Origin of the sequence: Gordonia otitidis, from assembly GCF_020735545.1 — a bacterium.
In the GTDB taxonomy this organism is placed as follows: domain Bacteria; phylum Actinomycetota; class Actinomycetes; order Mycobacteriales; family Mycobacteriaceae; genus Gordonia; species Gordonia otitidis.
Genome location: NZ_CP085974.1, coordinates 3,270,409 through 3,294,550 on the forward strand (window position 1 = coordinate 3,270,409; position 24,142 = coordinate 3,294,550).

General features: G+C 65.3%; 18 protein-coding genes. 15 read left to right on the forward strand and 3 right to left on the reverse strand.

The window, feature by feature from the left end; genetic code table 11:
• The 4 genes from LK459_RS14990 to LK459_RS15005 all read left to right on the forward strand — a co-directional run bounded on the left by LK459_RS14990 (position 1) and on the right by LK459_RS15005 (position 9,707).
• On the forward strand, positions 1 to 660 hold the full coding sequence (locus LK459_RS14990; RefSeq protein ID WP_007239680.1) for a hypothetical protein: 660 nt from the start codon (positions 1 to 3) through the stop codon (positions 658 to 660).
• Positions 660 to 1,691 carry a ribosomal eL19 family protein gene (locus LK459_RS14995; protein ID WP_227919245.1) on the forward strand — a complete coding sequence of 344 codons (1,032 nt, stop codon included), beginning with the start codon at positions 660 to 662 and terminating at the stop codon, positions 1,689 to 1,691. Before LK459_RS14990 ends, LK459_RS14995 begins: the two co-directional genes overlap by 1 nt.
• Positions 1,692 to 2,173: 482 nt before the next feature.
• A complete protein-coding gene (rpoB, locus tag LK459_RS15000; RefSeq protein WP_227919247.1) occupies positions 2,174 to 5,671 on the forward strand; it encodes a DNA-directed RNA polymerase subunit beta in 3,498 nt (1,165 codons plus the stop codon).
• Between the two features lie 79 nt (positions 5,672 to 5,750).
• Complete coding sequence (locus LK459_RS15005) at positions 5,751 to 9,707, forward strand: DNA-directed RNA polymerase subunit beta' (protein ID WP_227919249.1); 3,957 nt, start codon at positions 5,751 to 5,753, stop codon at positions 9,705 to 9,707.
• Between the two features lie 76 nt (positions 9,708 to 9,783).
• On the opposite strand, the gene LK459_RS15010 is transcribed toward LK459_RS15005, so the two are convergent.
• On the reverse strand, positions 9,784 to 10,392 hold the full coding sequence (locus tag LK459_RS15010) for a TetR/AcrR family transcriptional regulator (protein ID WP_227919250.1): 609 nt from the start codon (positions 10,390 to 10,392) through the stop codon (positions 9,784 to 9,786).
• Between the two features lie 275 nt (positions 10,393 to 10,667).
• Between LK459_RS15010 and LK459_RS15015 the strand changes: the two genes are divergently transcribed.
• The 11 genes from LK459_RS15015 to LK459_RS15065 all read left to right on the forward strand — a co-directional run bounded on the left by LK459_RS15015 (position 10,668) and on the right by LK459_RS15065 (position 21,421).
• The gene (locus tag LK459_RS15015) at positions 10,668 to 11,447 is read left to right on the forward strand and encodes an ABC transporter permease (protein ID WP_007239685.1); all 780 of its coding nucleotides are present in this window, start codon (positions 10,668 to 10,670) and stop codon (positions 11,445 to 11,447) included.
• Positions 11,448 to 11,465: 18 nt separating this feature from the next.
• On the forward strand, positions 11,466 to 12,329 hold the full coding sequence (locus tag LK459_RS15020; RefSeq protein WP_227919252.1) for an MlaE family ABC transporter permease: 864 nt from the start codon (positions 11,466 to 11,468) through the stop codon (positions 12,327 to 12,329).
• A complete protein-coding gene (locus LK459_RS15025; RefSeq protein ID WP_227919253.1) occupies positions 12,326 to 13,348 on the forward strand; it encodes an MlaD family protein in 1,023 nt (340 codons plus the stop codon). Before LK459_RS15020 ends, LK459_RS15025 begins: the two co-directional genes overlap by 4 nt.
• Positions 13,345 to 14,385 (forward strand): MlaD family protein, encoded by a 1,041-nt coding sequence (locus tag LK459_RS15030; RefSeq protein WP_227919254.1) that lies wholly within the window; start codon positions 13,345 to 13,347, stop codon positions 14,383 to 14,385. Before LK459_RS15025 ends, LK459_RS15030 begins: the two co-directional genes overlap by 4 nt.
• Positions 14,373 to 15,389: an MlaD family protein gene (locus tag LK459_RS15035; RefSeq protein ID WP_227919255.1), complete on the forward strand. Its 1,017-nt coding sequence runs from the start codon at positions 14,373 to 14,375 to the stop codon at positions 15,387 to 15,389. Before LK459_RS15030 ends, LK459_RS15035 begins: the two co-directional genes overlap by 13 nt.
• On the forward strand, positions 15,383 to 16,507 hold the full coding sequence (locus tag LK459_RS15040) for an MlaD family protein (protein ID WP_227919256.1): 1,125 nt from the start codon (positions 15,383 to 15,385) through the stop codon (positions 16,505 to 16,507). The genes LK459_RS15035 and LK459_RS15040 overlap by 7 nt, the downstream gene beginning before the upstream one ends.
• Positions 16,504 to 17,535 carry an MlaD family protein gene (locus LK459_RS15045; protein WP_227919257.1) on the forward strand — a complete coding sequence of 344 codons (1,032 nt, stop codon included), beginning with the start codon at positions 16,504 to 16,506 and terminating at the stop codon, positions 17,533 to 17,535. The genes LK459_RS15040 and LK459_RS15045 overlap by 4 nt, the downstream gene beginning before the upstream one ends.
• Entirely contained in the window at positions 17,532 to 18,491 is a 960-nt protein-coding gene (locus LK459_RS15050) for an MlaD family protein (protein WP_227919258.1), read from the forward strand. The genes LK459_RS15045 and LK459_RS15050 overlap by 4 nt, the downstream gene beginning before the upstream one ends.
• Before the next feature lie 146 nt (positions 18,492 to 18,637).
• A protein-coding gene (locus LK459_RS15055; protein ID WP_085948641.1) for an IS3 family transposase occupies positions 18,638 to 19,803 on the forward strand; the annotation gives its coding sequence in 2 pieces (ribosomal slippage) (positions 18,638 to 18,922 and positions 18,925 to 19,803; 1,164 coding nt in all).
• A 35-nt stretch (positions 19,804 to 19,838) separates the two neighbouring features.
• Positions 19,839 to 20,891 (forward strand): serine/threonine protein kinase, encoded by a 1,053-nt coding sequence (locus LK459_RS15060; protein WP_227919260.1) that lies wholly within the window; start codon positions 19,839 to 19,841, stop codon positions 20,889 to 20,891.
• Positions 20,888 to 21,421, forward strand: a complete 534-nt coding sequence (locus tag LK459_RS15065; RefSeq protein WP_227919261.1) for a hypothetical protein — start codon at positions 20,888 to 20,890, stop codon at positions 21,419 to 21,421. The genes LK459_RS15060 and LK459_RS15065 overlap by 4 nt, the downstream gene beginning before the upstream one ends.
• Positions 21,422 to 21,434: 13 nt before the next feature.
• Here LK459_RS15065 and LK459_RS15070 read toward each other — a convergent pair whose 3' ends face one another.
• Both LK459_RS15070 and LK459_RS15075 read right to left on the reverse strand, forming a co-directional pair.
• The gene (locus LK459_RS15070) at positions 21,435 to 22,184 is read right to left on the reverse strand and encodes a DUF5134 domain-containing protein (RefSeq protein WP_227919263.1); all 750 of its coding nucleotides are present in this window, start codon (positions 22,182 to 22,184) and stop codon (positions 21,435 to 21,437) included.
• On the reverse strand, positions 22,181 to 23,854 hold the full coding sequence (locus LK459_RS15075; protein ID WP_227919265.1) for a PepSY-associated TM helix domain-containing protein: 1,674 nt from the start codon (positions 23,852 to 23,854) through the stop codon (positions 22,181 to 22,183). The genes LK459_RS15070 and LK459_RS15075 overlap by 4 nt, the downstream gene beginning before the upstream one ends.
• Between the last annotated feature and the right edge of the window lie 288 nt (positions 23,855 to 24,142).

Sequence of the window (24,142 nt, forward strand, 5' to 3'; positions counted from 1 at the left end):
ATGACCACCATGACTGACCCGACCCAGGCCCGTGAGCAGCAGGCGAACCGCGGCGACGCGACGTGGCGAAGCCACCCGTTGGTCGGTGCTCTCGTCATCGTCGCGATGATCGCGGCTGCGGCGTGTGTCGCGTACTTCGGATACCGCGCATACGAGGTGTACTTCGTCGAGAAGCCGATCCAGACCGCTCGCGACGAGGCCGTCTCGGGCGCCGAACAGGCGATCATCAACGTCACCACCGTTGACCCGAAGAACACCGCGGACTGGAAGCGCCGGGTCGACAGCTCACTGACCGGCAAGGCCAAGGAGCAGATCACCGCGCAGGACGTGTCGACGCTCAACCAGCAGATCACGCAGGCCGGACCCCAGGCGGCGACGCTGACGTCACGGCTCAAGCGTTCGGCCCCCACCGAGGTGGACGCCGACGGCGGTTCTGCGAAGGTGCTCGTCTACGTCGACGCCACGGCCAAGCGTGACAACGAGGCCGGCGTGACACAGACGATGGGCTTCTCGGTCACCATGACCAAGGTCGACGGCACCTGGAAAGCGTCAAACATCTCGCCGCTCGACGGGATCAGCGTCGACGATCCAGGACAAGCAGGCGCGGGCAACCAGCAATCCGGCCAACAACCCAGCGAACAACAGGGAGGGGGTAACTGATGGCACGCCCACCCCGCAAGCCCGGTTACCGCCCGCCGCGTCGAACATCGTCCTACCGGCCCCGCGTCGCCGGCCGCGGCCGCGCGTCGACGCCCGTCGAGGGCACCGTGGAGCCCGTCGACGGCACCGCAGATTCCGTCGAGGGCACCGCAAAACCCGTCGACGGCACCGCAGATTCCGCCGACGGCACCACAGATCTCGCCGAGGGCACCGCGGATCCTGCCGACGGCACCGCAAAACCTGCCGACGGCACCGCAGATCCCGTCGAGGGCACCGCAGAACCCGTCGAGGGCACCGCAGAACCCGTCGAGGGCACCGCAGAACCCGCCGACGGCACCGAAGAATCCGCAGACCCCACCGGCAGCCCCACCCCTGACACCCGCGCGCCGGGTGCGAAGACCCGACCGGTCGCGCGCGTGTCGACGATCAAGCCCAACGCGGCGGCATCGAAGACGTCCCCTGCGGCCGGAACCGCACCGACCAGCGTGCGGTCACCTCGACGTGGCATGACGCCGTCGTCGCTGCTGCGGATGAGTCGGACGACGCTGGGAGTCCTCGGTGTCATCACCGGAGTGCTGGTCGTGGCGGCGGTGATCTTGGCGCTGCACCCGGGCGCATCGATCGGCTCCAACAAGGCGTTCATCGACCAGGCCGCCACCAGCGAGCTGGTGTCGCAGGCGCAGACGAAGGTCTGCACCGCCAACTCCGCGACCGGAGTCAAGTTCGACGAGTGGTCGGGCAAGGCTCGCGCCGGCCTCACCGGTGAGGCGCTCGAGCAGTTCAACAAACAGGTCGCGCCGCTCAAACAGGTGATGGAGCAGGCCAAGGCGACGACCGACTGCCAGATCGACGCGATCGGCGTCCGCGATCTCACCGGTAGCGGTGACGGTTCGCGCGCGGTCATCGTGGTCAACATGGTGCTGTCGGGCACCCAGAACGGCGTGCCGACGCAGAGCCTGACCCCGCGCTACCAGGTGAACATGGAAAAGCACGGCGACGCCTGGCTCATCGCGAAGGTCGCCGACATCTGATCGTGCGGGTGCAGGGCTCGGCGATCCTGTCGCACACCGACTTCACTCCCGCTCATCGGGTCGATCGAGCGGGAGTGAATTGGTCGAGCGGAACACTTCGGCACACCACCGACACAGCGCCTCGACCTGCCGGATCCTGCGCTTACGCAGGTGAGGCGCTAATTTTCTGACACAAATTGGCGCGTACCGCTTGACGTGGCGGCGTTGGCGGGCCAATCTGTGTCCAGCGATTGCAGCGCAGGCAGCCACCGGTGCGAAATCGTTTCCAGACGCTACTTGACAAAGTGCGTCTATTTTCTGCTACAGTTGGACGTTGCGCTGGCTGCCTCCTGTCCATCTGTCGATTCTCCTTCTGGCCACATATCTGTCACGTGTGTGCCTGGTGATCGCCGATCGAAGGTTGTCACCAGCGAACGGCCCAAGCCACGCAGCGCTTGTTGAACACACCGCTAGGCAGAACCCTCGTGTTGGAAGGACGCACCTTGGCAGTCGATCGCCAGTCCACCTCAACCACCATCCCGAATGCGCCGCATCGCGCATCGTTCGCAAAGATCAGCGAGCCTTTGGAGGTACCGGGCCTCCTTGATCTCCAGCTCGATTCCTTCGAGTGGCTCGTCGGCTCGCCCGAGTGGCGCGCCAAGGCCATCGCCCGAGGCGAGGAGAACCCCGTCGGCGGCCTGGAGGACATCCTCCACGAACTGTCCCCGATCGAGGATTTCTCGGGGTCGATGTCGCTCTCCTTCTCCGACCCTCACTTCGACGAGGTCAAGGCCTCCGTCGAGGAGTGCAAGGACAAGGATATGACCTACGCGGCGCCCTTGTTCGTCACCGCGGAGTTCATCAACAACAACACCGGTGAGATCAAGTCGCAGACCGTCTTCATGGGCGACTTCCCGATCATGACCGACAAGGGCAGCTTCATCATCAACGGCACCGAGCGTGTCGTCGTGTCGCAGCTCGTCCGCAGCCCCGGCGTCTACTTCGACGCCGCCATCGACAAGGCAACCGAGAAGACCCTCCACACCGTGAAGGTCATCCCGGGCCGTGGCGCCTGGCTCGAGTTCGACGTCGACAAGCGCGACACCGTGGGTGTCCGCATCGATCGCAAGCGTCGCCAGCCGGTCACCGTGCTGCTCAAGGCTCTCGGCTGGACGACCGAGGAGATCAGCGAGCGCTTCGGCTTCTCCGAGATCATGATGTCCACCCTGGAGAAGGACAACACCGCCAACCAGGACGAGGCGCTGCTCGAGGTCTACCGCAAGCTGCGTCCGGGCGAGCCCCCCACACGTGAGTCGGCGGAGAACCTCCTCGAGAACCTGTTCTTCAAGGAGAAGCGCTACGACCTCGCACGCGTCGGTCGTTACAAGATCAACAAGAAGTTGGGTCTGACGGACAACCCGATGACGGGCGAGTCGGTGCTGACCCGCGAGGACATCGCCGCCACCGTCGAGTACCTCGTTCGCCTGCACGAGGCGGATCCGCACACTGTGTCCTTCGCCAAGGTCGCGGGCCAGGACGGCCTCGAGGTTCCGATCGAGGTCGACGACATCGACCACTTCGGTAACCGTCGTCTGCGTACCGTCGGTGAGCTGATCCAGAACCAGATCCGCGTCGGCCTCTCGCGTATGGAGCGTGTCGTGCGTGAGCGCATGACCACCCAGGACGTCGAGGCGATCACGCCGCAGACCCTGATCAACATCCGTCCGGTCGTGGCGGCGATCAAGGAGTTCTTCGGAACGTCGCAGCTCTCGCAGTTCATGGACCAGAACAACCCGCTGTCGGGCCTGACGCACAAGCGTCGTCTCTCGGCGCTGGGCCCCGGTGGTCTGAGCCGTGAGCGCGCAGGACTCGAGGTCCGTGACGTCCACCCGTCGCACTACGGTCGCATGTGCCCGATCGAGACCCCTGAGGGTCCGAACATCGGTCTGATCGGTTCGCTCTCGGTGTACGCGCGGGTCAACCCGTTCGGCTTTATCGAGACCCCGTACCGCAAGGTCATCGACGGTGTCGTCACCGACGACATCGAGTACCTGACCGCTGACGAGGAAGACCGTTTCCTCATCGGCCAGGCGAACACCAACTTCGACCTCAACGGCACCATCACCGACGATCGTGTGCTGGTCCGTAAGAAGGGCTCCGAGGTCGAGTTCGTCGGCGCGGGCGAGGTCCAGTACCTCGACGTCTCGCCGCGACAGATGGTCTCGGTCGCGACCGCGATGATCCCGTTCCTCGAGCACGACGACGCCAACCGCGCCCTGATGGGTGCGAACATGCAGCGTCAGGCTGTGCCGCTGGTCCGTAACGAGTCGCCGCTGGTCGGCACCGGCATGGAACTGCGTGCAGCGGTCGACGCCGGCGACGTCATCGTGTCGACCAAGACCGGTGTCATCGAAGAGGTCTCCGCCGACTACATCACCGTGATGGCAGACGACGGCACCCGCGACACCTACCGGATGCGCAAGTTCGCGCGGTCGAACCACGGCACCTGCGCCAACCAGCGTCCGATCGTGGACGAGGGCCAGCGCGTCGAGGCCGGACAGGTCCTCGCCGACGGTCCGTGCACCGAGAACGGTGAGATGGCCCTGGGCAAGAACCTGCTCGTGGCGATCATGCCGTGGGAGGGTCACAACTACGAGGACGCGATCATCCTGAGCCAGCGGCTCGTGGAGGAGGACGTGCTCACGTCGATCCACATCGAGGAGCACGAGATCGATGCCCGCGACACCAAGCTGGGTGCCGAGGAGATCACGCGCGACATCCCGAACGTCTCCGATGAGGTCCTCGCCGATCTCGACGAGCGCGGCATCGTGCGTATCGGTGCCGAGGTCCGCGATGGCGACATCCTGGTCGGCAAGGTCACCCCGAAGGGCGAGACCGAGCTGACCCCGGAAGAGCGTCTGCTGCGTGCGATCTTCGGTGAGAAGGCTCGCGAGGTTCGCGACACGTCGCTCAAGGTGCCCCACGGAGAGACCGGCAAGGTCATCGGCGTCCGCGTCTTCAGCCGCGACGACGACGACGATCTCGCTCCCGGTGTCAACGAACTGGTCCGCGTCTACGTCGCGCAGAAGCGCAAAATCCAGGACGGCGACAAGCTCGCAGGCCGCCACGGAAACAAGGGCGTCATCGGCAAGATCCTCCCGCAGGAGGACATGCCGTTCCTGCCCGACGGCACCCCGGTCGACATCATCCTGAACACCCACGGTGTTCCGCGTCGTATGAACATCGGTCAGATCCTGGAGACCCACCTCGGGTGGATCGCCAAGACCGGCTGGAACATCAACGTCGCGAGTGGTGTGCCCGACTGGGCGTCGAAGCTGCCCGAGGACATGTACTCGGCCGAGCCCGACACCAACACCGCGACGCCGGTGTTCGACGGCGCCCGCGAGGAGGAGCTGACGGGACTGCTGTCCTCGACGCTGCCGAACCGCGACGGTGAGGTCATGGTCAACGGCGACGGCAAGGCGACACTGTTCGACGGTCGCTCCGGCGAACCGTTCCCGTACCCGGTGTCCGTCGGCTACATGTACATCATCAAGCTGCACCACCTGGTCGACGACAAGATCCACGCTCGCTCCACCGGTCCGTACTCGATGATCACCCAGCAGCCGCTCGGCGGTAAGGCCCAGTTCGGTGGCCAGCGCTTCGGTGAGATGGAGTGTTGGGCCATGCAGGCGTACGGCGCTGCCTACACCCTGCAGGAGCTGCTGACGATCAAGTCCGACGACGTGGTCGGCCGTGTCAAGGTCTACGAGGCCATCGTCAAGGGCGAGAACATCCCCGAGCCGGGCATCCCCGAGTCGTTCAAGGTGCTCCTCAAGGAGCTGCAGTCGCTGTGCCTGAACGTCGAGGTGCTCAGCTCCGACGGTGCGGCGATCCAGATGCACGACACCGATGACGAGGACCTCGAGCGGGCAGCCGCGAACCTCGGCATCAACCTGTCGCGCAACGAGTCGGCCACCGTCGACGACCTCGCGAACTGACACTCGCTGCCGCCGGTCACGGGAATTCGTGACCGGCGGCCTACGGCCCTTTATTGACAGAGCTCTGGAAAGGTAACAAGTGCTCGACGTCAACTTTTTCGACGAACTGAAAATCGGTCTTGCGACGGCCGACGATATCCACAACTGGTCATACGGCGAGGTCAAGAAGCCCGAGACCATCAATTACCGCACGCTCAAGCCCGAGAAGGACGGCCTGTTCTGCGAGAAGATCTTCGGACCTACTCGCGACTGGGAGTGCTACTGCGGCAAGTACAAGCGCGTGCGCTTCAAGGGCATCATCTGCGAACGCTGCGGCGTCGAGGTCACCAAGGCCAAGGTGCGTCGCGAGCGGATGGGTCACATCGAGCTGGCCGCTCCGGTCACGCACATCTGGTACTTCAAGGGTGTGCCGAGCCGTCTGGGCTACCTGCTCGACCTCGCGCCGAAGGATCTCGAGAAGATCATCTACTTCGCCGCCTACGTCATCACCTCGGTCGACGACGAGCTGCGCCACAACGAGCTCTCGACCCTCGAGGCCGAGATGGAGGTCGAGAAGAAAGCTGTCGCCGACCAGCGCGAAGCCGATCTCGCCGAGCGTCAGCAGAAGCTCGAAGCCGACCTGGCCGAGCTCGAGGCCGAGGGAGCCAAGGCCGACGTGCGCCGCAAGGTGCGTGACGGTGCCGAGCGTGAGATGAAGCGTATGCGCGACGCCGCGCAGCGTGAGCTCGACGCTCTCGAAGAGCTCTGGGACAAGTTCACCAAGCTCGCTCCCGGCGATCTGATCATCGACGAGAAGCTCTACCACCAGCTGCAGGACCGCTACGGCGAGTACTTCACCGGTGCTATGGGCGCCGAGGCGATCAAGAAGCTCCTCGAGAACTTCGACATCGACGCCGAGGCCGAGTCGCTGCGCGAGACCATCCGTAGCGGCAAGGGCCAGAAGAAGCTGCGTGCGCTCAAGCGACTCAAGGTCGTCGCCGCGTTCCAGCAGTCGGGCAACTCGCCGCTGGGCATGGTGCTCGACGCCGTGCCGGTGATCCCGCCGGAGCTCCGTCCGATGGTGCAGCTCGACGGTGGCCGCTTCGCGACCTCCGACCTCAACGACCTGTACCGCCGTGTCATCAACCGCAACAACCGCCTCAAGCGACTGATCGACCTCGGCGCACCCGAGATCATCGTCAACAACGAGAAGCGGATGCTGCAGGAGTCGGTCGACGCCCTGTTCGACAACGGCCGCCGCGGTCGTCCGGTCACCGGACCGGGCAACCGTCCGCTCAAGTCGCTGTCGGATCTGCTCAAGGGCAAGCAGGGTCGATTCCGTCAGAACCTGCTCGGCAAGCGCGTCGACTACTCGGGCCGTTCGGTCATCGTCGTCGGCCCGCAGCTCAAGCTGCACCAGTGCGGTCTGCCCAAGCTGATGGCGCTCGAGCTGTTCAAGCCGTTCGTGATGAAGCGTCTCGTCGACCTGAACCAGGCACAGAACATCAAGAGCGCCAAGCGCATGGTCGAGCGTCAGCGCCCGGCCGTGTGGGACGTGCTCGAAGAGGTCATCGCCGAGCACCCGGTGTTGCTGAACCGTGCTCCGACGCTGCACCGTCTGGGCATCCAGGCGTTCGAGCCGCAGCTCGTCGAGGGCAAGGCCATCCAGTTGCACCCCCTCGTGTGTGAGGCGTTCAACGCCGACTTCGACGGTGACCAGATGGCCGTGCACCTTCCGCTGAGCGCCGAGGCGCAGGCGGAGGCACGCATCCTGATGCTGTCGTCGAACAACATCCTGTCGCCCGCGTCGGGTCGTCCGTTGGCCATGCCGCGTCTGGACATGGTGACCGGTCTGTACTACCTGACCACCCTCAAGGAGGGTGCGGCCGGCGAGTACACCCCGGCGACCGACGACGACATCGAACGTGGCGTCTACTCGAGCCCGGCCGAGGCCATCATGGCCGTCGACCGCGGTGCGCTCACCGTGCAGTCGCGCATCAAGGTGCGCCTGACCGATCAGCGTCCGCCTGCCGACATCGAGGCCGAGCAGTTCCCGGATGGCTGGAAGTACGGTCAGCCGTGGGACGTCGTGACGACGCTGGGTCGCGTGCTCTTCAACGAGCTGCTGCCCGTGGAGTACCCGTTCGTCGACGAGCAGATGCCGAAGAAGCGTCAGGCCGCGATCATCAACGATCTCGCCGAGCGCTACCCGATGATCGTCGTTGCGCAGACCGTCGACAAGCTCAAGGACGTCGGTTTCTACTGGGCGACCCGCTCGGGTGTGACCGTGTCGATGGCCGACGTGCTGGTGCCGCCGGCGAAGGCGGAGATCCTCGAGCGTTACGAGGAGCGGGCCGACGGTCTGGAGCGCAAGTTCCAGCGTGGTGCCCTCACCCCGGACGAGCGTCGTGACGCTCTGGTCGAGATCTGGAAGCAGGCCACCGAGGAAGTCGGTAAGGCCATGGAGGACTACTACCCCGACGACAACCCGATCACCATGATCCCGAAGTCCGGCGCGACCGGAAACATGACGCAGGTGCGCAACCTGTCGGGTATGAAGGGTCTGGTGACGAACCCGAAGGGTGAGTTCATCCCGCGTCCGATCAAGTCCTCGTTCCGAGAGGGTCTGACCGTCGCGGAGTACTTCATCAACACGCACGGCGCTCGTAAGGGCCTGGCGGACACGGCACTTCGTACGGCGGACTCGGGTTACCTGACCCGTCGTCTGGTCGACGTCAGCCAGGACGTCATCGTCCGCGAGACCGACTGCGGCACCGAGCGCGGCATCAACGTGTCGCTCGGCGAGAAGCAGCCCGACGGTTCGATCATCCGCGACGCGCACGTCGAGACCTCGGCGTACGCCCGCACCCTGGCCGCTGACGCGGTCGACGAGAACGGCAACGTCATCGTCGAACGTGGTCACGATCTGGGCGATCCGGCTATCGAGGCCCTGCTCGCTGCAGGCATCGACCAGGTCAAGGTCCGTTCGGTCCTGACCTGTGCGACCGGCACCGGTGTGTGCGCGATGTGCTACGGCCGTTCGATGGCCACCGGCAAGCTCGTCGACATCGGCGAGGCCGTCGGTATCATCGCGGCCCAGTCGATCGGTGAGCCCGGTACCCAGCTGACGATGCGTACCTTCCACCAGGGTGGTGTCGGTGACGACATCACCGGTGGTCTGCCGCGTGTCCAGGAGCTCTTCGAGGCGCGCGTACCCAAGGGTGTCGCACCGATCGCGGAGGTCTCCGGACGGATTCGTCTCGAGGACGACGACCGCTTCTACAAGATCACGATCATCCCCGATGACGGATCGGAAGAGGTTGTCTACGACAAGATCTCGAAGCGTCAGCGTCTGCGTGTCTTCAAGCACGACGACGGCTCCGAGCGTCTTCTCGCCGATGGCGACCACGTCGAGGTGGGCCAGCAGCTCATGGAGGGTTCGGCGAACCCGCACGAGGTTCTCCGCGTGATGGGTCCGCGTCAGGTGCAGGTGCACCTGGTCAACGAGGTCCAGGAGGTCTACCGCAGCCAGGGTGTGTCGATCCACGACAAGCACATCGAGACCATCGTGCGTCAGATGCTGCGTCGCGTGACGATCATCGACTCGGGTTCGACGGAGTTCCTGCCCGGCTCGCTCACCGAGCGCGCCGAGTTCGAGGCCGCGAACCGTCAGGTCGTGTCCGAGGGTGGCGAGCCCGCTGCCGGACGTCCGGTGCTGATGGGTATCACCAAGGCCTCGCTGGCGACCGAGTCCTGGCTGTCGGCGGCGTCGTTCCAGGAGACCACGCGTGTCCTGACCGATGCGGCCATCAACAGCCGCAGCGACAAGCTGATCGGTCTGAAGGAGAACGTGATCATCGGTAAGTTGATCCCGGCCGGTACGGGTATCAACCGGTACCGCAACATCGAGGTCCAGCCGACCGAGGAGGCCCGCGCGGCCGCCTACGCGGTGCCGTCCTACGACGACACCTACTACAGCCCGGACGGCACCTTCGGTGCTCCGGCCGGCGCTGCGGTTCCGCTCGACGACTACGGGTTCGGCAGCGACTACCGCTGATCCGCAGCTGATCGAAAAAGACTCGGCCCCCGCACTTCTCGTGAGTGCGGGGGCCGAGTGCTATCCGGGGCGTCTGTTACCAGACCATCGGCGCAAGGAACTTCGCCGCGTAGTCCCGCAGGGCGTCGGGGTCGTCGATGTCGATGGAATGCGAACTCGTCAGTGCGTACGACATGATCAGCCGGAACATGGTCTCGGCCGCGAGACGCAGGTCGGCGTCGGGCATGTTGGCTCCCGCGCTACGCAGGGATTCGACGATGCGGGCGCTGAACTGATCGACCAGGGTGACGATGTTGGGTCCGTCGAGCCCGATGATCAGGTCGACGGCGCCCGGCTCGTCGGCGATGATTCTCTTGACCAGATCGCTGGAACGTGCGCGCGCGATGGCCACCTGGAAACCCTCGATCACCGACTGGCGGGGGTCAAGGTGGCCGACGGCGTTCTCCATCGCGGTGAAGAAGTCCCGCTGCAATTGGAGGACCACTTCGGTCAGAAGCGCCTCTTTGCTGGGGAAGCGTCGGTACAGAGTGCTTCGACTGACACCCGCGTCGCGCGCGATCCGATCGATGCTGGCGCGGCGAACACCCGCACGCACGAACTCCGCCGACGCCGCGTCGACGATTCGACGCTCCTGACGCTGCTGCTCCTGGGTGCGGCGACTCCGAGCGGAACTCAACGTCGACATCGTGTCACGGCCGACCGTTCAGACACCGCTGTTGTCACCATGGGTGAACCATATCCCACACTTGCGTTTCACTGCAGCGAACACTCGACACCGACGGTATCGAGCTCAGAGATCCGAGTGCTGCTTCATTATTGCTGTTGATGCCGCTTGTCTCGCCGAGGGTGTGACAGCGGACGTATTCATGTGTGATACTCACCACTGACCGTAAGTGAAACCGGGGCGCGGTCTGCGTCTCAAAACCAAACAAATGCTTGATTGATTCTTGGGGGTTGCGCGTGCCGGTGGCGCAGAGTGTGCAGGGCTTCGGTCGCACGGTGAGGCTCGGCGTACGCACCTCTGTCATCGCGGCGACTGACATCGTGGGCGGCCGGTTTCCGATCCGGGAGGCGACAGTGCAGGCGTGGTTCCTGCTCAGCATCACGGTGCTGCCCGCGCTGCTCATGGCTGTTCCGTTCGGAGTCATCATCGCCGTACAGATCGGTGGCCTCACCAGCAACCTCGGCGCGACGTCGATGGCAGGCGCGGTCGGCGGCATGGGCGTGATCCAACAGGGCGCACCCATGGCTGCCGCGCTGCTCCTCGGCGGTGCAGGCGCGTCGGCGATCACGGCCGATCTCGGCGCGCGGACGGTGCGCGAGGAGATCGACGCGATGCGGGTCCTCGGCATCGATCCGACCCGACGCCTCGTTGCGCCGCGCATGGTGGCGATGATCCTGGTCGCTCCGGTGCTGTCGGTGCTCATCATCGTGATCGCTGTGGCTGCCAGCTTCATCGTGGCGATCGTCGGCCAGGGGGTGATCGCCGGTTCGTACTGGCAGTCGTTCGGTAGCTACGCCTCGACCACAGATCTGTGGATCTGCCTGGGTAAATCAGTCGTCTTCGGTTTCGTGGTGGTCGTGATCGCCAGCCGTCGTGGCCTCGAAGCGGCCGGCGGGGCGCGCGGGGTCGCCGACGCGGTCAACGCCGCAGTCGTACTCGGCATCGTCGCCTCGATGGTGATCAACGTGATCATCACCCAGATCACGACACTGTTCATCCCGCCGCAGGTGATCTGACAGTGGTGGTGAGCTGAGATGGCACAACGCGCTGGCGGGTTCGTTCCCAGCACAAAGTTCGCGCGACTGGAGAAGGTCGCCGACGACGCCGGTCGGCCGTTCGAACACATCGGTCGCCAGGCGACGTTCATCGGTGACATCATCGCGGGCCTGCCGCACACGGTGCGCGCCTACCGCAATCAGACACTCGCGGCGTTCGCCGAGACCACCTGGGGCAACGGTTCGATCCTCGTCGGCGGCGGCATCGCGAGTGTGCTTGCCATCCTTGGTGTTTCGGTCGGCGGCATGATCGGGATCCTCGGCGTCACCTCGTTGTCGTCGCTGAACCTCTCGCCGATGGCAGGCCTGATCACCGGGTATGCCGCGACCCGTGAGATGGCCCCGATCGTGGCCGCCGTCGGATTCGCGGCTCAGGCCGGCTGTCGCATGACGGCCGAGATCGGATCGATGCGGATCTCGGAGGAGATCGACGCCCTCGAGGCGCAGGCGATCCGGCCGATCCCGTTCGTGGTCGGCACCCGGGTGATCGCGGGCGTCCTCGCGATCGTGCCGTTCTACCTGATCTCGCTGTGCCTGGCCTACCTCTCGTCACGGATCGTCGTCAGCGTTGTCTACGGCAACTCGGCCGGTGCCTACGACCGCTACGTGGAGGCCTTCGTCAGCCCGGTCGACGTCGTGTACTCGACGATCAAGGTCGTTGTCTTCGCTGTCCTGGTGATCATCGCGCACACCTACTACGGCTTCTTCGCGCACGGCGGTCCGGAAGGCGTCGGCATCGCATCCGGCCGGGCCATCCGGGCGAGCCTCGTGCTGATCGTCGCGGCCGACATGGCGATGTCGCTGATGTTCTGGGGACTCAACTCGGGGCTGAACTTCGCATGAGCAGAGCACGCGAACTGTCTCCCGCATCGCTGCGCAAGCGCGGCGTCGTCGCGGTTCTCGTCGTCGTCGCGGTCGTGGCGCTGTTCGTCGTGAACCCGTTCGGCGGGGGCGACGACACAGTCCGCTTCGCCATCGATGCGCCGTCGCTGCCCGACGGCGTTCAGGAGGGCGTACCCGTCGACATCCGTGGGGAGACCGTCGGCGAGGTCTGCGGACTCGACATCTCGCGACGCGACGTCACCCGGATGGAGGTGTGCGTCGACACGAGCGCCATGGGTGAACTGACCGAGAACACGAAGGTCAGCTTCGTGTCGCGCAACCTGTTCGGCTCCGACGCCGTACGCCTGAACCCGACGGGCTCGGGGCCGGCGGTGACCGGCGGCAGCGTCATCGCGCTCGCCCAGGCGCCGTCGGACTACACCGTGACCGCGACGGTGCGCAGCGCGGGATCGTTCACCCTCCCGGTGCTCTCGCCGCAGCTCTCGGATCTGCTCAACCAGCTCAGCGACACGACGGTCAGGTTGTCGCCGTTCCTGACCGCCGCGACGGTCACGCTGCAGACCGTGCAGCAGGGACAGCGCACACGGCTCAGTGCGCTGTTACCCACCGCGGCCGATGCGTTCAGCGGTGTCGGTGCCGCCGGGGCCGGTGGTGTCAAGGCGCTCGAGGTCCTCAATTCGAATCCGCTGCTGCTCGACCATGCGTACGTGCGCCAGGTAGCGCAGATGATCGGAGACATCGGAGATCTGTTCGGCGGCATGGGATCACTGTTCAACGGGCTCGCACCCTTCGGTGCGTTCATGGATCTGACGAACGCCTTCACCACACCACTGGGCCAGTCACTGCAGGGGGTAACGCCCGCGCAGGTCGGCTCGCTCGTCGACAGGTTCGGCGGCGCGTTCCACACCGACCCGCGGACCGGCCGCACGACCCTGTCGGTCAGCGCGAATCTCGACGTCGTGCCCGCCGTCGCGACCCCGCTGAGTCAACTCCTGACACGGGTGGGAGGCGGGTCATGAGGAGTGCATCGTCGGCGACGAAGCGCCTGCTGCTGGTGGCGGCCGTCGTGATCCTCGCGCTGTACGCGATCGTGCAGGCGATCAACCGGCCCGTCGGCGGCGACGTCGAGACCTATCGCGCCGAGTTCACCGACGTGTTCGGGCTGCACAAGAACGCCGATGTCCGGGTTCGTGGCGTGCAGGTGGGGAAGGTGCTCGACATCGATCTGCAGCGGTCGGGCGTCGCCGTCGTGACATTCACGGTGCGGCAGGAAAATCGACTCGTCGGCCGAGATCAGCTCGCCATCCGCTTCCAGAATCTCGTCGGCCAACGATATCTGGCGATCACCAAGGCGGAGGTGACGCCGACGGTCAATTCGACCGAACCGGACGACTCCGCGCCTCTCGATCCGAGTCGGGTCATCCCCGCCGCGAAGACGATGGGGTCATTCGACATCACCAAGTTGTTCAACGGGTTACGGCCACTGCTGCAGGGTGCCGATCCCGAGGTGTTCAACACTTTCGCCGAGAACATGCTCGATCTGTTGCAGGGGGAGGGCAACGTCGGGCTCGGTGACGTCCTCGCCGACGTCGAGCGGCTCACCCATTTCGCGACGGACAGGCGCGTACTGATCTCGACGATCGTCGACAATCTCGGCGTGATCTCGAACGAGTTGCACGGCAAGTCGCAGATCATCAAGACCATGATGGACGGATTGGGCGTCCTGTTCGACACGCTCGAGACCAAACTCGATCTTCTCAAATCCGCTTTCGGCAACGGTGCCAAAGTCTTCCCACCAATCGTCGACCTCTTGTCGAATCTGTTCGACCTGTCGCTCGGCGGTCACGACAACGTGTCGGCGCGCATCATGCAACTCGTACCCGACACCAACGAGTTCGCACGGGTGCTCGGCGCTCTGCCCACATTCCTGGCGACCGTGAACGCTTCGATGAGCCAGCTGGGATTCGACTCGACGTGTTCGCACGGGCAGGTGTCGCTGCCCGAAATGGGTCAGATCCTTCTCGGTGGGGGGAAGGTGACGCTGTGCCGGGCCTGAGCAGGATCTCCGACTTCGCCGTCCGTGACCAAGTGTCGCACCGCGCCGAAATGCTCTGGGCGGTCGGGATCGTCATCGTCATCGCGGTGCTCGTGGCCGTGTGTGGTGTCCTCTATCTCTCGCCACCCGGGCGTGAGACGGTGCGCGCGGTGATGTCGGAGAGTGGCGGCATCAAGAGCGGCACCGAGGTCAGGATCGCCGGTGTCACCGTCGGCAAGGTGACCGACGTCGCCTTGTCCGACGACAAGGTCGACGTCACGCTCTCCGTCGACCGAACCGCCTTCCTCGGTGATCAGACCTCCCTCGACGTCCGGATGCTCACCGTGGTCGGTGGAGCCTATGTTGCGTTGCTGCCATCGGGGAGCAAGCCCCTGGGGGACAGGGTGATTCCTGCATCGAGAACATCGGTGCCGTACTCGATCTCCGAGGTTCTCGACGCCGCGGCGAAGACGACGTCGGGTATCGACGCGCCCACCATGCGCGGAACCGCAGTGGCACTGACGAACAGTTTCGACGCCGCGCCCGGCGCCATTCACGGCATCATGTCCGACGTCGACACCTTGACCGAACTGTTCGACAAACAGCAGGAACAACTGAAGAGCGTTGCCGCCATCGGCAGCGAGTACACGACAGCCATGGTCGCCCAGCGGCAGACTCTCACCGAGATGATCGGTCGCATCCACTCGGTGCTACCGCTGATCATCGGGTACAAGGACCGCGGAATCATCACCTACGACGCTCTCGCCGAGTTGGTGCTCTACGTCGGTGACGTTCTCGGCGAGCCCTACCAGGCGCGGATCAAGCCACCGCTGCAGAAGATCATCGCGTCCGCGGGTCAGACCAGGGACATTGCCGCGAAGATGAGTGTGGCGATCACGCAACTGCGCAACATCGCCGACAAGTTGACCCGCACCCTCCATCCCAACGGTGTCGCACTGGATTTCGGCGATCAGGTGATCGACGACAAGTCGATCTGCATACCGCTGGCGGGGCGCCGATGCTGAGGACTTCCGCCGCCATAGTGCGCGGCCGCTTGGCAGCCGTGGTCGTCGCCGTACTCGTGGTGGCCCTACTCGCGGGTGGAGTGGTGTTCTACCTGCGATCGACGTCGAGCAACACTCGTGCGCTCTGTGCTCGGCTGCCCGATTCGGCAGGTCTCTACGCGGGCAACTCGGTCAACATCAGAGGTGTCACGGTCGGCAAGGTCACGTCACTCTCGCCGGAGAGCGGCTATGTGACAGTGCACATGAAGGTCGACGACCGGCCGCTGGCATCGGACCTGAAGGTGGTCGCGATCAACAACTCGGTTCTCGCCGACCGCAGGCTCGAACTGGTAGGCGTCGACGCTCACGGCGGTGCGCAACTCGCATCGGATGCCTGCGTACCGCTGTCGCGTACCTTCACCCCCATCTCGGTCAGCGCCGCATTCCAGTCCTTCACCACGATGTTCAACGAGGTCGGTGGAGCCGGAACCGACACGAAGAAGCCTGTGGGAGAGCTCATCTCGACAGCATCGAGACAGATCAGCGGAACCGGCGGCGACATCAACCGGATCATCAAGAACATGTCGGGGCTCATGGCGCAGCCCGATGAGTTCCTCGCGTCGATGCGTTCGGTGTTCGACAATCTCGCCACACTCACCGACGTCACCACCGAGAACTGGGACGATCTCCGCGACATCGGCGTCAACTCGGCATCGCTGACGTTCATGATGGGCAGGCTCATCGAAGACTTCGTCTACATCTTCCACGGACTCTCGGAGGCGGCGCCCGGCATCGACGATCTGCTCGGTGACCTGCTCCCACCGCTACTCGACACCGCGGACATCGCGTCGCCGCTGATCGATCTCGGCATCGCGAAAACACCTGACCTGTTGGCCATCCTGCGCGAGATACCGGCGATCACCACCACGTTGTCGACGTCACTGCGCCGCTCCACACGAGGAATACCGGTGTCGGTGTCCGGACCCCGGGTATTGACCAAGACTCCGAGTAGCGCGGCACTGTGCGGACTGCTCAACAGAACTCGCGCGGGGAGCTGCGACCCACGCACCGGCCAGACGGCAGTGGTCGACCTGACCGACGTGGTGAGCAGTGCGCTACAGGGAGGTCTCGTCCGATGATGCGCCGTGGAATGTCTCTCGGATTGTGTGTGCTGGCGGTGGTGGCTGCCCTCGCGGTGGTTGCGATCGGGCGTGGTACGAATCCTGCCAATCTACTTCCCAAACTGACGTCCTCGTCGTCGGACTCGAAGACCATCTACGTCGACTTCTCGTCCGTGGTGAATCTGCCGCTCGGTGCGCGGGTCCTCTCGCGCGGCACGCAGATCGGCACACTCGAGTCCATCGCGCTGGTGCCCAACGCGGCCCGTCTGAGCCTCGGGATCAAGCCCCAGGCACAGGTGCCCGTCGGATCGAAAGCCGAACTGCGACAGTCGACGATGCTCGGCGACATCTACGTCGCGCTGATCCCGCCCACCAGAGCCGATGCCGCCGTGATGCACGACGGCGACACCATCGGACTCCACGACACCGACCCCGGCCCGCAGATCGAGGACATCATCACCAATCTCGCCGACTTCATGGCAGGTGGCTCGCTGATGCGGGTGCAGGAGTCGATCCGGAAGGTCAACGAGTCCGTCGACATCAAGGACGGGGACCTTCCCGCGGCATCGCGCGTCGGCGCGCAGGACATCAGCGATCTCGCTCGCGGCACGGATCACCTGAGTTCGATGATCGACACGCTCGATTCCGCGAGTCACGAGATCGCCTCCGACCCTCAGTTGCTCGCGTTGTCGATGGGCCCGCAGGGCCAGTTCGCCGTGGGCGCGGTCTTCGACGCGATCAGCGAGGGATTCAAACTCGTGGCGGGCTCGAGCGCGCTGGCCATCGGGCTGAGCTGGCTCACCCCGCGACTGGCGGAGCTGAATCCGTTCCTGGAGAAGATCATCCCACTGCTGCGTAGCTACTCGGCGACCTCGACACAGTTCAACGGCAACATCGGCAAGGTCATCGACGTGACGAAGACGAAGCTGATTCCGTTCGCCGGTAACGGCGGAGTCTCCGTCGACAAGGTCACCGTCGGTGCAGACCACCGCGAGGTCACCCAATCGGTTGCGGCGGTGCTCCGCATGATCGGTGCACTCCGATGAAGGCGCGTTACGCGTTCTCGATCGTCGCGACCATCGCGGTGCTCATCATCGCGGTCGCCTACCTGTCGATGGGCGTCCTGAAGATGCGGGTGTTCTCCGACCAGACCACGGTGACCATCACCGCGCCCAAATCCAATGGACTGCACGCCGGGTCGGCAGTGCTGCTCCGAGGTGTCTCCATCGGCAGTGTGAAGTCGGTGTCCTACACCGGAAGTAATGACATCGAGGTCCAGATCGCCTACGACGCCTCGCACCGAATTCCGTCGAACAGCAAACTCGTGATCGAGAACCAGTCGATGATCGGGGAGTCGGGACTGTTCCTCATTCCGCCATCCGACGGACAGGCCGAGCCGATCAGGAGCGGACAGACCCTGACCGCCTCTGTCGTCGAGGTTCCCGCATCCGTGCCGGAACTACTCGGCTCGACCCAGACAATGCTCGATCAGGTGGACCCGACGCTCGTCAACGACCTCGTCGACACACTCGCGACCGCGCTGGCCGGCACCGAGGGCGACGTCGAGCGGCTCACTCCCGCCGCGCAGGTGCTGGCGGCGACGATGATCTACTCGCAGCCGGCGATCAAGAAGGTCATCGGGAATGCCACCACGATGCTGCAGGACGGCGCCTGGATCGGCCCCTCCCTGCGCCCCACCGCACCCCAACTTGTGTACGCCGGCACCAGCATTCGCGACGTCGTCACCGCGGTGAAGCCGTTCGCCACCTATACCGACGGGGGTGTGAAGATCCGCGAACGGTGGAAGCCGTCGCTGAACCGGTCCGCGGTACTCGTGAACAAGATCGCGCCACCGCTCGGCAGCATCGCCGACACGCTGCTGCCGACGGCACGGCAATCGGGCTCGGTACTGTCCCAGATCGACTTCGCGACCCTCCTGCAGCAGGCGATGACAGTTCTCCCCGGCGACAGCGTCGCGCTCAACCTGGGACCACCCAGATGACGCTCGTGACAGCCAGCGCATGACATCCACACCAACCGGACACAACAAGCCACTGAACACCACAAGCAATGAGGAGGGGGCTGGTGCACGAGTAGGTGACATCTGATCTGGCTTGCCCTGCCGGGCGGCCTGGAAGGATGCCAGCTGTGCCCAAGCCCTATCCCCAGGAGTTCCGCGACGACGTTGTCCGCGTCGCCCAGAACCGTGAAGACGGTGTGACTCTCGAACAGATCGCTGCCGACTTCGGTATCCACCCGATGACCCTGAACAAGTGGATCCGCAAGGCCGACGTGGAGGCCGGGATCAAGCCCGGCACCACGTCGGCCGAATCGCGTGAGCTGCGCGAGGCCAAGCGGCGTGTGCGCCTGCTTGAACAGGAGAACGAGGTCTTACGCCGGGCGGCGGCGTACCTGTCCCAAGCGAATCTGCCGGGAAAAGGTGGTACCCGCTCGTGAGTGAGCTGGCCGCTGACGGCATCCCCGTCACGGTGGCGTGTCGGGTACTCAAGATCGCTCGCCAGCCCTACTACCGGTGGCGCAAGAACCCGATCACCGACGCCGAGCTCGCCGAGGCGTACCGGGCCAACGCCCTGTTCGACGCCCACCGCGAAGACCCGGAGTTCGGCTACCGCTACCTCGCCGACGAGGCCGAAGCCGCAGGCGAGAAGATGTGCCGGCGGACGGCGTGGCGGATCTGCTCCGCCGGCGGCTGGACCAGCACCATCAGCAAGAGAGGCCGCGGCAAGCACCGCAAGGCCGGCCCGCCTGTACACGACGATCTCGTCAAGAGAGACTTCACCGCGCCCGGCCCCAACGAGCTGTGGCTGACCGACATCACCGAGCACTGGACGGCCGAGGGCAAGCTGTACCTGTGCGCGATCAAGGACGTCTACTCGGGCCGGATCGTCGGGTACTCGATCGACTCGAGAATGAAGTCCCGCCTGGCCGTGGCCGCCCTGAACAGCGCTGTCGCCAGGCGAGGGGACGTGGCCGGCTGCGTTCTGCACAGCGATAGAGGGTCTCAATTTCGTTCGAAGAAGATGCAGAAGGCCATCACCCGGCACGGCATGCTCGGGTCGATGGGCAGGGTCGGTGCGTGTGGTGACAACGCGGCGATGGAGAGCTTCTTCTCGCTGCTACAGAACAACGTCCTCGACCGTCGATCCTGGGCCACCAGAGACGAGCTCCGGGCCGCCATCGTGCACTGGATCGAACGGACCTACCACCGCCGCAGACGACAGGACCGCCTCGGCAGATTGACCCCCATTGAATTCGAGACCATCATCAACCACGAGGCCCCTCAGGCCGCGTGACTAACCCTGTCACCTATCCGTGCACCAGGCCCCCCATGACAACTGATGCACACGTCGATGACTCGCCCGATACCACCACCGACGTATCGGAGGCCACGGTCGACGGCGCAACGACGTCGAGCACCGGGGCGACTGTCACCGACGCCGGAACCGCCGGCGACCCGGAGATCGGGACCGGCGCACAATACGAGACCGGCGCAGAACCCGTCGGCAGCCCTGAACCCGTCGGCAACACGAAAACGGCGGACGCACCGAAGAAGGTCAAGAAGAAGAGCGGTGCGGCGAAGAAGCAGAAGGCCAAGTCGGGTTCCGGGAAGTCGGGCGGCGAGAAGTCGGGCTCTGCGAAGTCGGGCGGCAAGTCGAGCGTCGTCGAGAAGCCCTCTGCGCGAGCGCAGGTCGTCGAGTACCTCAACCCGCGTCGGCATCCCGCCGTCACTGTACTCAGCGCGGTTTGTGTCGCGGCATTGATCGCGGTCGCGGTACTCGCGACGTTGCTCGCGCAGCGGTCGACGGACCTGACTGCCGAGCGCAGGCTCACCGCCGACAAGCAGACCGCGGAGACGGTGGCGGGCAACTACGCCGTCGGCGCAGCGACGTTCGACTTCAACGACCTCAAGCCCTGGTCGGCCGCGTTGAAGAAGGGTACTGCCGCAGAACTCAATTCGCGGTTCGACGTCGCGGTGAACACTCTCACCCCACTGATCCAAGAAGTCCAATGGGTGCAGACGGCAAAGCTGATTGCGGCGAAAACCGTTGATATTCGGGCAGATCGACAGTTCGTCGTGCAGGTCTTCGTGTCGACGCACATGACCAGCACACAGAACCCCAAGGGACTCAACACCGTGACTCCCTACACCATCACTCTCGACCGGGACAGCAACTGGCTCATCACAGATGTCGCGGGTATCGCGGGTGCCGCGCAGGACGGGTCGTCGGGCAACGGCACACCCAACCTCACGCCGAATGACGGCGGCAGTGGAGCCGCGCAGACCGGCTCGGGCGACGGCGCCGCGGGCAGCGGGGGCGCGCAGCCCAACGGCGGGCAGAGCAGCGGCGGGGGAGCGGCTCCCGCGCAGCCGACGCCGTGAACCACGCCGATCGCCCCACAACGTTGTGGTCGGCCGCTCTGCTGGCCGCGTCGGCTGCGGCGGGCGTGAGCGTGCTGGCGACGTGGGTGCGTGCGCAGGGGTCGGTCATCCCGGCATCGACCGATCTGACTCAGCAGACAGTGAACCGCGCCGGGGCGCCGGAGGAATTGGCGGCCAGGGGAGTCGCAGGTGTCGCGGGAGCCGTCGTGTTGGTCGTGGCCTGTCTCCTTGCGGCGGTGGCGTTGTGGTCGGTGAGCCCCACGTATCGGCGTGGGCGCGCGGGCTACTCGGCGATCGGCATCTGCGCAATCGGCATCGCGGCGGTGCTGTGGTTCCGCCTGGATCCCGACCAGCAACTCGCCACTCTCGGCGGGGCCGTCGACGTGCGTTCCGACAGTGTGGAGGTTGCCGTGTGGCCGTGGGTCACGCTGTGCTGCTTGTCGATCGCGTGCATCGTCGGGGTGATGTTGGTGCCGCGCGCTGCGTCGTCGGCGATGGCATCGGACGAAGCGGCTCTCGTCGGGCGGTGACGACGGTTGGGCGTCAGAGCATCGCACCGAACATGATCGCCATACCGGCGGCCATACAGATCTGCGAGATGTCGCCTGCGAACGCCAGCAGATCCGACGGGGTGCCCGCCCGCCGTCGACGATCGAAGTACCGATACAGCCATACGACGGCGGCGACGGCGAAACCGATCGTCAGAATCGCGTTGATCGGGGTGACGTAGCCCGGTTGCGTCGAGTGGCCCATGTCCATCCCGGGCATGTCCATGCCGCCCGAACCGCCGTGGTCGTGGGCGAGCACGAGTTGGCCGAGTGCCGAGGTGTATTCGACACTCCCCGATGCCATCGCCGAGTCGCTGCCGGGCAACAGACTGCCGTTCATCACCGCGTACATCCACGCCATCGCACCCATCATCGCCGCGTGATAGACCGCGACCGAGCGCCCGAACACGGAATCGGTGGCGGGCACGCAACCGCAGTGCGCGCCACAGGTACACACGTCGCCGCATCCGCACTCCGCATCGGCGAGAACCGAACTCGGAAAAGCGAGGGTCGCGAGGAACCACACGGCCGCGACGATGAAGAAGATCATCGGGCCGGTCGTCGGCCAGCTCATCGAGAACGGCCACGCCATCACGATCATCGCGAGGGCCATGATCAGGTGCAGTACGTGGCCGACGTATGCCGGCCAGTGCAGTCGCTGGCGCACCATCGCGTACACGGTCAGCGCGGCTGCGATCGCGAAGAGGACGGTGACAACCCACCGCAGTGCGAGGTTGTCGATCATCGGCTGGACTCCAGATCGGTTGCCGCGGAGCCGGTGACGTTATCGGCGACCAGCTCGCGCTGTGCGTCTTCGGTCGCGACGTGGCCATGACCACCTCCGCCCGAGCCCCGACGCGTCGAGACGATGCCCCACACGCCGTCGACGATCACGAACAGCGCCAGCGGGATTCCGAACCACGGCGCGAACCAGCCGAGTACCGCGACGACGACCACCAGGGCGACAGCCTCACCGGGATGCAGTGAACTCAATGATCCCCGACCGGGCGCCTTGGGCAGGCCGCCCTTCGTGGGGCGTCGTCGCCACCACATCAGATAGCCGCGCACGATCACGCTGATGAGTCCGATGCCGAGCAGCGCCAGGATGATCTGGTTGACGATCCCGTAGAGACCCATGTGCGCGCTGATCGCCCAGTCGGTCATCTTCGCCATGAACGGCCACTGCGCGAAATCGACGCGGTCGGTGACCGAGAAGGTGTTCGGGTCCACGGCGATCGCGTCGTAGCGAGTGGGGAAGCCGCGGTTGTTCTCGTTCACCGACCACGCCGTGCCCGCCTCCGACGGCGGGGTGATGATCATCGGCGCACGCATGCCCGCGTTCTGGGCGGTGCGCTCGACCGCGGTGAAATCCGATATCGGGATCTCCGGCGGCGCGGCGTCGGTGCCGCCGCCGTGACCGGAATGTCCCGCGTGCCCCGAGGTGTCGGAGTGCAGAGCGGTGGAAACACCCGGCGTGGTCCACGACATTTCGGTGCGTAGGTTGCCGATACTCTCGCCCGCGTACCGCGACCAGCTCAGGCCCGACGCCGAGAGCGCCACCAACCCGATGATGATCCAGGTGCCGACGGCGCCGTGCCAGGTCAGCGTGCGGCGTCGTTTCGGGGCGTCGCGGTCGGGGACCAGCAGTCGATCGAGCTTGCGGGTCCGTCGGCGATGTCCGATCCACAGGACGAGGCCACCGAGCGCGGTGACCCACAGCCAGCTCGCCGCGATCTCGCTGTAGTTGCGGCCGACGACGCCGAGATGCAGGTTGCGGTGCAGGTCGTCAAACCAGGCGCGCACCGGGAGCCACTCGCCGAAGGTCGTCAGCGCTCCGCGAACCTCACCGGTGTAGGGATCGACGAACACGGTGCGGGTGCGATCTGCAGGGACGTCGTCGACAGCGAGGGTGACGCGCGTTGTCGCGTCCGCGTTGGGTGCGGGCGTCACGGAGGAGATCATGCCCTCCGGATGTGCCTTGCGCGCGGCGGCGACCTGCTCACCGAGTGGCAGCCGCGCGGAGCCGACATGGTCGACGGTCAGTTCGTGGCTGTAGACGGCGCGGTCGACCTGTGGGATCAAGGCATAGAGAGTGCCCGTGACCGCTGCGACGAGGAGAAACGGGCCGATCAGGATGCCCGCGTAGAAGTGCCACCGCAGCAGCAGCGGGCGCCAGCGTTGCGCGGCCGAGGGTGCGCGGAGCTGACCGCTCGCAGTGTCAGTGGGGCGCTCCGTGCCCAGAGGGGAGGAGCCAACTCGTGCTGCGTCGGTCTCGGCTGGGTCGGTCTCGGCTGGGTCGGTCTCGGGTTGGTCGGTGTCTGCAGGGCCGACGTGTGTTGGGCCGGCGGAATCGGAACTGACCACGGTTTCGGGACTTCCTTCGTCGGAGCGGGCTGACACCGTCTGACTGAGCATGACGGCACTGTGAGGAGTAGTCGCACACCGACCACCCCCGGTTCCCGCCGCCCGTGGGTGACCTGGGTCACCATCGACTGTGCCCTCTGAGCCGTCCACTGTGCGCTCCTGACCGTCCACTGTGCGCTCCTGACCGTCGACTGTGCCCTCTGAGCCGTCGACCGTGCGCTCCCGACCGCCGACCGTGCCCTTTCAGCCGTCGACTGTGCGCTCCTGGCGGTCGACTGTGCCCTCGTGGCGGTCGACCGTGCGCTCCCGACCGCCGACCGTGCCCTTCGAGTCGTCGAC